Annotated in this window: 11 protein-coding genes; all 11 read right to left on the bottom strand. The window is 33.5% G+C overall.

The genetic code is table 11. The features are described 5' to 3' along the window. Positions 1 to 27: 27 nt before the first annotated feature. The gene (locus tag F0000_RS15590) at positions 28 to 735 is read right to left on the bottom strand and encodes a methyltransferase domain-containing protein (protein WP_188112141.1); all 708 of its coding nucleotides are present in this window, start codon (positions 733 to 735) and stop codon (positions 28 to 30) included. Beyond that, a complete protein-coding gene (locus F0000_RS15585) occupies positions 732 to 1868 on the bottom strand; it encodes an NAD(P)/FAD-dependent oxidoreductase (protein WP_149625656.1) in 1137 nt (378 codons plus the stop codon). The genes F0000_RS15590 and F0000_RS15585 overlap by 4 nt, the downstream gene beginning before the upstream one ends. A gap of 79 nt (positions 1869 to 1947) precedes the next feature. Next, entirely contained in the window at positions 1948 to 2643 is a 696-nt protein-coding gene (locus F0000_RS15580) for an OmpA family protein (RefSeq protein ID WP_149625655.1), read from the bottom strand. Between the two features lie 35 nt (positions 2644 to 2678). Next, positions 2679 to 3158, bottom strand: a complete 480-nt coding sequence (locus tag F0000_RS15575) for a lipocalin family protein (protein WP_149625654.1) — start codon at positions 3156 to 3158, stop codon at positions 2679 to 2681. A 154-nt stretch (positions 3159 to 3312) separates the two neighbouring features. Further along, complete coding sequence (locus F0000_RS15570; RefSeq protein WP_149625653.1) at positions 3313 to 4527, bottom strand: class I SAM-dependent rRNA methyltransferase; 1215 nt, start codon at positions 4525 to 4527, stop codon at positions 3313 to 3315. 172 nt (positions 4528 to 4699) lie between these two features. Then, positions 4700 to 5395: an OmpA family protein gene (locus F0000_RS15565; protein ID WP_149625652.1), complete on the bottom strand. Its 696-nt coding sequence runs from the start codon at positions 5393 to 5395 to the stop codon at positions 4700 to 4702. 16 nt (positions 5396 to 5411) lie between these two features. Further along, positions 5412 to 5891, bottom strand: coding sequence for a lipocalin family protein (locus tag F0000_RS15560; RefSeq protein WP_149625651.1), 480 nt, complete (start codon positions 5889 to 5891; stop codon positions 5412 to 5414). Positions 5892 to 6155: 264 nt separating this feature from the next. Beyond that, the gene (locus F0000_RS15555) at positions 6156 to 7451 is read right to left on the bottom strand and encodes an MFS transporter (RefSeq protein WP_149625650.1); all 1296 of its coding nucleotides are present in this window, start codon (positions 7449 to 7451) and stop codon (positions 6156 to 6158) included. A gap of 87 nt (positions 7452 to 7538) precedes the next feature. Then, positions 7539 to 8360 carry a M48 family metallopeptidase gene (locus F0000_RS15550; protein ID WP_149625649.1) on the bottom strand — a complete coding sequence of 274 codons (822 nt, stop codon included), beginning with the start codon at positions 8358 to 8360 and terminating at the stop codon, positions 7539 to 7541. A 299-nt stretch (positions 8361 to 8659) separates the two neighbouring features. Then, complete coding sequence (locus tag F0000_RS15545) at positions 8660 to 11065, bottom strand: glycoside hydrolase family 31 protein (protein WP_149625648.1); 2406 nt, start codon at positions 11063 to 11065, stop codon at positions 8660 to 8662. Between the two features lie 302 nt (positions 11066 to 11367). Further along, positions 11368 to 13275 (bottom strand): 1,4-alpha-glucan branching protein GlgB, encoded by a 1908-nt coding sequence (gene glgB, locus F0000_RS15540; protein ID WP_149625647.1) that lies wholly within the window; start codon positions 13273 to 13275, stop codon positions 11368 to 11370. Between the last annotated feature and the right edge of the window lie 10 nt (positions 13276 to 13285).

The following is a 13285-nucleotide window of genomic DNA, read 5'->3' as shown; positions in this document are numbered from 1 at the left end:
TTTATTTTACTTTAATTTTAAGTTCATTTATATATCAATAATCCATCTGTATCTAAACGCCCATTTCCAATGTAATTGATATTTTTTAAGCTGTAATTCTTTTGCAAAATTCACTAACTCTTCTCTTTTAAATCCTCTTTTTATGGATACCAAACCATCATTTTTGGCAACATATCCTTGAATAAAGAAAAAACTAAAAAGTTTAAAAAGATAATATGTCATCTGATTTCTATGAATGTCATTGATGATTACAGCTGTTGAAACCAACTCCATACTCTTTTTGAGTACTTTCTTTATGCCTTCATCACCAAAATGATGTAATGTCAAGGTACAAATGATTATATCACAATTAAAATCCTGTTTTGTTAATTTAAAAATATCTTGCGTATAATATGATATTTCTGGATACTCAACACTCATTTTTCTGGCTCTGACAATACATTTATCATTAGTGTCAATACCTATTAATTGTATGCTTATATTTTCTTTTCTCGCATGTTTCGCAATATACCGTAACATCTCTCCATCCCCACATCCCAGATCTATCAGTACCCATTTTTTTACAACGGGTGTTTTTTTAATTTGATTAAAAACTGCTTTTACTGTAATACTAGTTCCACCTAATAGCCTATTTACTCTGGATATATCAGAAAGAGCAACATTCAATGCTTCTTCAGTAACATTAGGATCATCCATAAGCTCTTCCTCATTACTTCTCTTTGAAAGATCTATCAACATATTAACGGTTTTCCATGAGTTTGCTCAATAATTTTAGGCACAATCGACGGAATGATACTTGCCAACGTCTGTGTTACTTCCTGAATTTTATCATTCAATAGCACTTTTTGAAGTATTCGACCTACATATAATCTTTTTGCAAAGGCGGTATTCCAGTTTTTTTGATATATTTTTTCTATTTCAGCGCGCAAAAATAAATTATTTTCATAACTCTGTATTAGTAATGTAGCAAGAATCTGGGCACTCTGAATTGCCATAGCCATGCCATTACCACAAAGAGGATGTATCACTCCTGCCGCATCTCCTGTCATAAATACATGGTTTTCTACGGGTTTTTTCTTATCAAAATTAATCTGACTAATCGTGATTGGTTTTTCGAATATTGATGTCGCATTCTCAAAAAAATCCTTTAAATACGGATTCTCATATAATACTGCTTTCTGAAAAGCATTGATATTTTTATATTTCTTAAAACTTTCATAGTGCACCAAATAACAGGCATTCACCTTGTTATTTTCAACTTTTGAAAGACCACAATATCCTCCTTCAAAATTATGTAATGCGACTACATTTGTATCAAAATTTGATGTATAATGTCCTTTTACAGCCAACCACGGAGATTTTTTCAGGCTAAAATCACGTTCCAGATTTCTGTCAAGAGCTGTACGTTTGCCATATGCCCCAATAACATAATTACTAGTAATTGTTTCTTTTTGTATTAGGGTTTTGATATTAAATAGATCACTGTTTTTATCATATTCTATATCCACAACCTGATCATTGATCAGCTGCACGCCGATATCTTGCGCTTTGTTCCACAAATAATAATCTAGCGTATATCTACTAATCCCAAAACCTCCTAAAGGAAGTGTACTTTTGATTACTTTACCTTTCCTGGTAGTAATAGTTAATTCTGAAATTTTTACTGGGTTTAAAACATCAATATCAATCTCCAAAAATTCTAAATACGGAAGCACCTCATTAGAGATATACTCTCCACAAACTTTATGTTTGGGATAGCTATCTTTTTCTATCAGAATGACAGGGATATTGGCTTTTGCCAAATGAATTGCATTAGTCAATCCTGATAATCCGCCGCCTATTATTAATACATGAGAATGCTTATTCATTTATTGAAGATACACAAATTTTGGGCATAAAAAAATCCCAAACGCTTAGTCGGGATTTTAAGTAATCAATTACAATAATTTACCCTTTTGTTTGTGTTGCTACTTGTTTTCTCATGGCTTCATTAGGTGATATCGTTACTTCTACTCTTCTATTTTTTGATCTCCCTTCTGGAGTTTCATTTGTAAATTTAGGCTGAGATTCCCCATGATATTCTACAGTAAATCTTTGTTCATCAATACCTTGAACAACTAAATAATTTCTAACAGATTCTGCTCTTTTTTTAGAAAGAAAAAAATTAAATTCATCTTTTCCTACATTATCTGTATGTCCGGCTATCAAAATATCAGAATTAGGGTATTCATTTAGTATGTTTGCGAGTTTTTTAATACTTTCTTTGGAGGTGTCATTTAGTTCGTGTTTATTACTCTTAAAATAAACACCACTAGTTTCATCAAAAACAATATTGATCTCTTCTTCTACTCTTTCTACAGATACACTTGGTAACTCTTCTTCTATTTTTTGGGCCTGTTGATCCATTCGATTACCTATAATACTTCCTACTGTAGCTCCTACAATTCCTCCGAGTACTGCTCCTACTTTTGCATCATCGCCAATCTCATTGCCTATTACGCCCCCTATCACTGCTCCTCCGGCAGCTCCAATAAAGCCACCTATTTCTGAGTTTTTCATAGATTTACAACCCATCAAACTGATTGCAATCAATGCGGACAATGCTGGTTTTCTTAGTTTTATAATATTGCTGTATGTTTTCATGAGCGTATTGATTTGTGAGTTAAGAATAAAAAAAGTTATTTTACAAAATTGAGTTTCAATAAAAGATTTTTTCCTTCTATGGTAACATCATAAGTCCATACCATGGTAGCTGTATCTAGTTCTGATAATTGCATTCTATATGCTTTGTCATTTGTAGTGCTTTTCATTTTTTTATTTACTGGTTTCAGCATAATACTATACTCTAATCCATACATCTCTGTCGGAATTGACCAAATGAAATTTTTAATACCTTTTTCGGTACACGCATCATTTGATAATTCATAATTACCGCTATGATTGTTCGCTATAAATTCCCAATGAGAACCTTCTATACATTGGGTTGAGATTTTGTCTAAAATTGTAATATTAAAAGTCCCTTTGGCATTTGTTTCATAATCGATATTTTTTAATAACCATTTTCCATTGATCATTTTTTTAGCTGATCGCGTAATACCATCGGATGCTCCACAGGCTGTTAAAATAACACACAAGGAAATAAGTACAATATTTTTCAAGAAAGTTTAGATTTTAAAAGAGTTTTTAATAAAATAACACACCTATTTTAGGTATAGGCAAATATTTTAAAACTGTTGCGCCTACACAATATCGTAAATAGTGAAAACAAGACCCCTGTTTTCAGGGGGTTGAAAATGCAGTGTTAAGATCGTATTATGTCACTTGATAATATCCACATTTGAGATATGCACCTTCTGGAAAAGTAATGGGATGATCTATATCGTGATATGTCTTTTTGAGTAGGGTATACTTCTTTCCTTCTTTTAAAATATTTTGCTCAGAAATTTCGAAAAAATCTTCTGAAGTTACTCTGGATGAACAGGAAGCTAATACCAGTGTTCCATTTGGTTTTATAAGCTTAGCGCCTAGTCTAGCTAATCGGGCATAGCTATTCTTTGCTTTTGATACCTCAAGCTCCTTCTTGGCAAAGGATGGAGGATCAATTACTATAACATCAAATTGATTACCATTGTTAATTAATTTTTGTAATCCATCAAATGCGTCGGCAACTATAATAGAATGTTTTCCTGAATGATGATTCAATGCAGCATTCTCTTCTGCCATTTTTAAGGCTTGTCTGCTGATGTCTAAACTGATTACTTCGTTGGCTCCTCCAGCAAGTGCATGAACTGAAAATCCTCCTGCATACGAAAATACATCAAGTACAGTTTTTCCTTTGGAGATCAGCCCTACATGTTTTCTATTATCTCTATGATCCAGGAAATATCCTGTTTTATGTCCTTTGATTACATTAGCAGAAAATAAAACGCCATGTTCTCTAAAGATTACCACCTCATTTTCTAAAATACCATAAATAACTTGCCCATCATATAAATTATAGGTTTTCTCACTTGTCTGGAGTGCTCTACTAAGCCTTAATACAGCTGTAGTACATCCAGTCTGATCTATTAAACGAGGTATGATGTCATTAAGATAAGGAAACCAAATATGTGAATACAATTTTACAACCAAAACGGTATCATATACATCGGCTATAAACCCTGGCATATGATCGTTTTCTCCAAATATTAATCTGTAACTGTTTGTATCTGTTTTTAGAAGTGGTTTTCTGATTGTGTATGATTCTAGAATTCTTGTTTGAAACCATTTACTATCTATTTGTACAGCTTTCTTAAACTGAATTAGTTTAATTCGTATTGGAGATACTGGGTCATATAAACCAATGGCTATTATATTATTAGCTTTTTTATCATAAACTATAGCCAGGTCTCCTGCGTTCCCATCGCTATTTTGTTTAATAATACTATCAGCGAAAACCCAGGGATGTCCCTTTTTAACCATTTTTTCGCCAATAGGTCTAAGCTTTATAGCCAACCTTTTTATTTCTATCTGCGGTACTATGTTCATAATAGTATGCAAGAATAATACTATTTTTTAGGATTTATAGCTTTTCTACTTTAAAATTACCTATTCAAAAATTCCTCGTTGTATTCGATTTTTTTTAAATTTTTAGTATCAATACGCAGTAGTTCCAATAGGATAAGAAATCGTATAAGAAAATCCTTGATGTACACAGTGATTAATCTACTTTTTTCTTAGCCTCGTCAATCATTTTATCATTCGCAAGAATACCGAACTCTACTCTTCTGTTTTTTGCTCTGCCTTCTGCCGTACTATTATCATATTTTGGTAATGTTTCACCATGAAAATAGGTTGTCAGACGTTCTTTACTGATTCCTTGAGCGATTAGGTAATTGGTCACAGAATTAGCTCTTTTCTTAGATAGTTCAAGGTTATAAGCATCATTTCCAGAACTATCTGTATGTCCTTCTACTATAATATTTGTATCCGGATATTCTTTAAAAATTCCTGCTAATTTATTTAAATTCTCCTGTGATTTAGTATTGATGTCATGTTTGTTCGTATCAAAATAGACACCACTGGTTTCATCAAATACGATATCTATTCCTTCGCCAATACGAGTTACTTCTGCTCCGGGGATTTCTTCTTCGATTTTCTGAGCTTGTTTATCCATTTGTTTTCCGATAACTCCACCAGCGACCCCACCAACAACGCCTCCTATAACGGCCCCCAGTACAGAATTTTCTTTATTCCCGATATTATTCCCCAAAACACCGCCAAGAACAGCGCCTGCGGTAGTACCTATTACAGCTCCTTTTTGTGTGTTATTAGCATTTTGTACTGCATCACAACTACTCAAAAGGGTAAGTGTAATTAGTGCTATTGCTATTTTATGTAAACTTAATTTGATCATTGTTTAAAAATTTGATTTATTGTATTTTATTAAAATTCATGATGATCATAAACGGTTTTCCTTCAAGGGTAACTGCTTGTGTCCAGGTCATTGTAGTTTCGTCCAGATGCTGTAAGGTCATTCTATATCCTTTATTATTATTTGTACTTTTCTTTTTTTCATTAATTGGTTTGAATAAAAAACTATATTCACCATTTGATGAAGGTTCTGGGATCGTAAACCTGAAATTACGAGCTCCTGTAGAAGTACATTGCGTATCATTTACTGTGTATATTCCGGTATTATTATTAGGGATAAATTTCCAAATACCTCCTGTAAGGCATTCTGCAGAGACATCATTATATAATAAAACGTCAAAAACTCCTGAACGATCATAAGATATTTTATCTAATGACCATTCGCCTTTTAATGTTTTTTTAGCCGAAATAATTGTTTTCTGAGTCGCAGAACAAGAAGTAAGTAAAATGACTGTTATTATTAGGATTACTTTTTTCATGAGTACAAAGATTTGTGTAATTAAAAATGATGTGACTGTCTATATCCAAATATTACGCCAAGCTACAATGTATATAAAATTTTATTTTAAATACAAGAATATGAATTATTTAAAAAAAAAAGGTGTACAGTGTATACATTTTTCAGGTTTTACATTTTATTACTAATCTATATAAGATTTAATCTGAAATGAAGAATATTATCAAAAATTAACTATACTATGTTAACAAAATTTAACAGGTATCTAAAGTGATTTTCCTGATTTTTACTTTGATTCTTTGGGGACTCTGAAAAGTAGAAAAATCCCTAAAATAAAAAATACTATTAAAAATACTGTGGCATTACGCATACTGCCGCTTATTAAATCTACTGTTGCATAAATAGCCATCCCAATGACGATTCCTATTTTTTCTGTCACATCATAAAAACTAAAGAAAGATGTGGTATCTTCTGTTTTAGGTAAAAACTTAGAATAAGTAGAGCGCGATAATGCCTGTACTCCTCCCATAACCAAACCTACTACTCCCGCTGCTATATAAAAATGCATTGATTCTGTCATAAAATATGCATAAATACAGATGAATGCCCAAATAAAATTAATTCCGATAAGTGTTTTGATATTCCCAAAACGTCCTGAACACCTCGAGGTTACAATCGCTCCTAATACTGCAACCAGCTGAATAATAAGAATACTACTGATTAGCCCTATTGTTTTCTTATCATCACCACCCCAGTTAATTTCTTGTTCTCCAAAATATACTGCTACCAACATTACGGTTTGCACTGCCATACTATAGACAAAAAAGGCTATTAGATATCTTTTTAATCGAACAATTTCCGACATGGCAATCCATACTTGTTTGAGTTCTCTAAAACCTTTTAGGAATACATCATTTGTCACTTTATGTCCTTTGCTAAATCCTTTTGGCAAATAGTAATAGGAAAACTGACTAAAAAGAATCCACCAGATACCTACCATAATGAATGAGTATTTCATAGCCGCTATTTTGGCTTCACCGCTATCTACTGTCATCACCATTGCCAAATTAACGATCAATAAAATAACACTACCAATATATCCCAGAGAATATCCTTTTGCACTTATTTTATCATGCTGTTCAGGAAATGCAATATCTGGTAAATAGGAGTTATAAAAAACAATACTTCCCCAAAAACCGACCAATGCCATTATATAGAAAAACAGACTTATATAGATATGATCCTTACTAAACCAATACAATCCTACACATGATAACGCTCCTATATAGTTAAAAAACTTCATAAAAACCTTCTTATTTCCTATATAATCAGCAATTCCAGAAAGTACAGGCGACACCAATGCTACAATTATAAACCCTATAGCAGTAGCATAACTGATGAGTGGCGTACTCCTAATATCCATCCCAAAGACTTCGACTGTTTCATTTTTTTCAAAAATAGCACCATAAAAAATGGGGAAAACAGCAGAAACAATAGTTAAGCTATATACTGAATTAGCCCAATCATAAAAAGCCCAGGCATTTAATAATTTCTTATGTCCTTTTGGTAATGTTTCTCTCATTTTTATGGTATTAAAAAAGCTGTTTCAGAGTATTCTGAAACAGCTTCTAAAATAAGTATAATCTTTTTAAGAATTGAAACTTTACAATTATTTAAAGGTCGTTACTCCAAATTTCTTTGCTTCTGCTTTTGCTGCAGGTGCCCAAGCAGTAAGATTTGCTATACGCGTATCATTAGATGGGTGTGTACTCATAAACTCAGGTGGTGCCTGTCCTCCACTATTAGCTTTCATGCGTTTCCATAATTCTGCAGCTTCGTCTGGATTATAGCCTGCAATAGCCATTAATGTCAATCCTATTTTATCGGCTTCTGTCTCGTGGCTTCTGCTAAATGGTAGCATAACTCCAAACTGACTTCCCAGACCAAAGGCTGTTCCTACTATTTGTTGTGTTTCTTCTTTTTGACCACTAACTGCTACTGATGCAGCAACTCCGGCAACTTGCTGTATCTGACCAGCACTCATACGCTGCTGTCCGTGATTAGCAATTGCGTGAACTACCTCGTGCCCCATAATGGCCGCGATACCAGTTTCTGTCTTAGCAATCGGCAAAATACCTGTATAAAAAGCTATTTTACCTCCAGGCATTGCCCAGGCATTTACTACATCGTCATCAATCAGGTTATATTCCCACTTGTAATCTTTTAGATATCCCTGATGTCCATTGGCATTCAACCATCTTTCTGCAGCCTTAGCTATTTTTTGACCTACTCTCGTAATCATTTGCGCATCAGAAGTACCTTTTACAACCTTGCTTTCTTCTAACACTTGACTATATTGAGCAAAAGCAGCTGGTAAAATCTGGGAGTTTGGCACTAATGCCAATGTCTGTTTACCCGTAAATGGATTGGTTGCGCATGATAAGAAAAATAAGATTGATCCAAGAGCAACTATAATTTTTTGTTTTTTCATGATAATAAAATACATATGAATTCTTATTGAAGTGGTTTAAACTTTTTTCAATTCGCTATAAAAATGCCTTTTTTTACTCAATTTTTGTCTTTTTCTTACTTCGTAACGCTGCTATGAAGTGCAAAAAAAACACTTCAATTGATTAAAAAAACTATTTTTCGCCTGAATCAAAAAAGTTTAAACCACTTCATTGTTAAAATTACAAAATTCAACACATTCATTTTAATAATTTACGATCTATTTATCCCAAAAAATCTATATAATACACTATAAATACTATAATCACCGATAAACTGCATTTATTTTGCAGTGATATGAAGTTCTGTAAAATCTTTGGTTACTGTAATGGTATTATTCTTTTTATCAAAAAATAAACTTTTCAGATCTACGACAACATTATCGATTTCGATCTTATGAATATCAAAGGGTAATCCTATTAATTCAATTTTCATTGTTTCATAATCAGCGACATACGTTCCATTTTTATGTTGTTGTATAATCATTTGATTTTCTTTACCTGTAAAAGAGAAACTGCGCAAACTAAACCTCCCTTTTGCATAATCATACCCATCATGAGCATCTTCATATACTTTGGATATTTCTTTACTTCCTAGTTTATAATAGACTTCTAATTTAAGCTCTTCGATTTTCTTTTCTCCAACATATTGCTGAATTGGATATTTAGGAATAATCGCTCCTTCTTTAACAAATAATGGTATTGTATCTAAATCCGCATCTACCCATTGCTCCATACCTCCTTTTACATATTCACGTGTCCAGTAATTATACCAATTACCTCTGGGAATGTATAATCTTCTTCCTTTAGCATTTGGTTCCTGTACCGGGCAAACTAATATTTGATTTCCAAATACAAACTCATCGGTTCTATAATGAGTTTGCGGATCATTTTGGTCATAAAGAACTAATGATTTAAGCATTGGGATTCCTTCTTCTGCATATTCCCAGAACATTGTATATAAATAGGGCAACAATTGATAACGTAATTCTACATATTTTCTGGTTACATCAACGACTTCTTCTCCAAATGTCCAGGGCTCCTGGTTTCCGTGATCTCCAGAAGAGTGTGTACGACAAAACGGATGAAAAACACCTAATTGAATCCAGCGAGCATACAACTCTCCTGTTGGATGTTCTGCAAAACCTCCAATATCACTACCGGTAAATGACATCCCACTCATACTCATTCGCTGTGCCTGAATATTGGCTATCCATAAATGTTCCCAGGTAGCTACATTATCTCCAGTCCAGGAAGAAGTATAGCGTTGCGCACCAGAATATGCTGATCTTGTAATGACAAAAGGTCTTTTGGGATATGCAAATTGTTTGATTCCTTCATAGGTTGCTCTGGCCATCTGAGTACCATATATATTATGTGCTTTTCTATGACTACACGGATTACCATCGTAGTTATGGCGTACATCATCAGGGAATGTTTTTCCGGGAACCTCCATAACCGCAGGCTCATTCATATCGTTCCAAACACCTTTTACTCCAATCTCATCAATTAATTCTTTAAAGAGTCCAGCCCACCATTCTCGTACCTCCGGATTCGTAAAATCAGGGAAGAAGCATTCTCCTGGCCAAACTTTACCCCGCATATAAGGGCCATCGGCTCTTTTACAGAAATAATCATTTTCCATTGCTTCCTGATATACCCAGTAATCATCATCAATCTTAATACCCGGATCTATAATTACAATGGTCTTATAGCCGTCTTCAGCTAATTCTTGTACCATACGTTTTGGATCAGGAAAGTATTCTTTATTCCAGGTAAAACACCTGAACCCTTCCATATAATCTATATCTAAATAAATAGCATCACATGGAATTTTTAAATCTCTGAATTTGCTTGTTATTTCTTTTACCTTACTCTCTGGATAGTAACTCCATTTACATTGATGATATCCTAATGCCCACAATGGAGGGAGTTCCGGCTTACCGGTAAGATCTGTATATCTGGTAACAACATCTTGCATATTAGGGCCGTAAAAGAAATAATAATTCATTTCTCCTCCATGTGCCCAAAAACTGGTTACGTTTCTTCGTTCGTGACAAAAATCAAAATAAGTTCTAAAGCTATTGTCAAAAAATATTCCGTACGCCTTTTCCTCATGCATTCCAATATAAAAAGGAACACTTTTGTATAGTGGATCCTGATCTTTACCAAAGGCATATTGATCTGTAGCCCAGTTTTCTATTCTTTTTCCTTTTAGGTTAAGATGCATCGGTTTATCACCCAAACCATAATAACATTCTCCCTGAGGAGCAGCCTTACTCATTTTTACAATGTTACCACCGTACTCATAACTCTGTTCCCAATGAAATCCCCAATCATCTTTACAAATGATGTTATCTTTTTTATCTTTTATAGTAACCTGAATATTAGACTTAGCTATGTAAATTTTTATTTTCTTAGTAATAATTTCATACTCATCATCAAGTTCAATAACTGATAACTCACTATATCCCTTTGCTCCTTTTTCACTAATTGCATAAGAAAAATCTTTTTCAAAGTTATTATCAGTTGCATATCTGAAACGGACAACACTTCCTCTTATAATAGTTACTTGAAGAATAACACCATTTTCTGTGGTGAAATTAATCTTGTCTACATTTTGCGAAAAATCAATTATTTTTCCTGGGAATAAATTTCCTTTGCTTTCTAATTCTGTATTAACGATCATAGTAGGTTGGTTGGTTTTTCTTATAATCTTTCACTATTGTAAAAAAACGATATCTATCTCAATAAAGAAACTGTTTTAATTAGTATTTATTAAAAAAAACTAACGAAAACGTTTGAAACCACATTGAATTAACAATTGTTTAAAGTGTAAAACAGCGTAAACTAACGCAACGGATTCTTTTACACTTGTTATTCTCTGTTTTTTTACTCGATGATCGAGATTTAAATGCTCCGAGGTTTGCCTCGAAATCAAAATGCTTTTTTTCAATAACTACCTCGTGGGACTTGCCCCGAGGTAGTGTACTAATCTATTTTAAATACTATAGCTCCTAATGGTGGAATACTAATTTCTGCCGAAAATTTCCTATAATGCCATACTTTCTTATGGATAACAATCTCTTTTTTAACAGAAAAATCGCTGCCTCCATATTTTTTTGCATCACTATTAAATAATTGAACTAACTTTCCTTTTTGTGGTAGTCCAATACGATATTCATTTCTAGGTACTGGTGTAAAATTACACGCAACCACCAGTGTTTTTTCATTTTCGTTTCCTATTCGTATATAGGCAATCACTGAATTTTCGTGATCATCATAGCTGATCCATTGAAAACCTGATATGTCAAACTGATTTTCATACAATGCAGGGTATTTTTTATAGAGCTTGTTCAGGTCTATAATTAGCTTTTGTATTCCAGAATGATACTCATACTGGAGCAAATGCCAATCCAGACTACTCTGAAAATCCCATTCATCTCTTTGACCAAATTCTGCTCCCATAAATAATAAATTGGTTCCGGGATGAGTAAACATATAACTATATAATAACCTTAAATTTGCAAATTGCTGCCATTCATCACCAGGCATTCTATTAAGGATACTGCGCTTACCATAAACAACTTCATCATGTGATAACGGAAGCATAAAATTTTCTGTAAAAGCATAGGTCATACTAAATGTAAGATCATTTTGATGATGTTTTCTATATACAGGTTCTTTACTAAAGTACAGCAAAGTATCATGCATCCATCCCATCATCCATTTCATACCAAAACCTAATCCTCCAACAAATGTAGGCTTAGAAACCATCGGGAAAGAAGTGGATTCTTCTGCAATTGTCTGTACATCAGGGAAACTTTTATATACTTCTTCATTGAATTCTTTCATAAATGACATAGCATCGAGATTTTCTCTTTCTCCATAAATATTAGGTTCCCATTCACCATCTTCTCTTGAGTAATCCAAAAACAGCATAGAAGCTACAGCATCAACGCGTAACCCATCTGCGTGATATTGATCCAACCAAAAAATGGCATTACTAATCAAAAAACTCCTTACTTCATTACGCCCATAATTGAATATTAAGCTTTTCCAATCGGGATGATATCCTTTTCTTCTATCTGGATGTTCATATAGGCACGATCCATCAAAAAAGCCTAACCCGTGGGCATCTTCTGGAAAATGTGATGGTACCCAGTCTAAAATGATTCCTATATCATTTTGATGTAATTTATCTACTAATAGTTTAAATTCTTCTGGATATCCAAAACGTGAAGTAGGTGCAAAATATCCTGTGAGTTGATATCCCCAGGAAGGATCATAAGGATATTCCATAATAGGCATTAACTCCACGTGAGTAAATTGCATCTCTTTTACATAAGAAACCAGTTCCTCTGATAATTCTGTGTAGGATAAAGATCTATTTTCTTCTATTTTCTTCTTCCACGAGCCCAAATGTACTTCATAAACAGAATATGGCGCGTTAATGGCATTATGCTTCTTTCTTTTTGCCATCCACTTGTTGTCATTCCAGTGATAGTCATCATCCCAAACAACAGATGCAGTACTAGGTGGATGCTCACACCTTCTAGCATACGGATCAGCTTTTTCTGTTATAATACCATTATTATGCGAATGAATTTTATATTTATAGATATTTCCTTTCCCAATATCGGGAATAAAACCTTCCCAAATCCCTGATTCATCCCACCTTACGTGCAACTGGTATTCTCCTTCGACCCAAAAATTGAAATCTCCTATCACAGAAACTGATTTTGCAGACGGCGCCCAAACAGCAAAATATGTTCCTTTTATCCCATCAAGAGTAGTGATATGTGAACCAAATTTTTCATATAATCTATAGTGTTTTCCGGATTTAAATAAATCGATATCAAATTCTGAAAACAGGCTATGTACTTGTACTTTACCCATGTTTTAATTC

This window comes from Aquimarina sp. RZ0, from assembly GCF_008370685.1.
GTDB lineage: Bacteria > Bacteroidota > Bacteroidia > Flavobacteriales > Flavobacteriaceae > Aquimarina.
The sequence above is the reverse complement of the archived record's forward strand: the minus strand, read 5'-3'. Positions and strand labels throughout refer to the sequence as shown.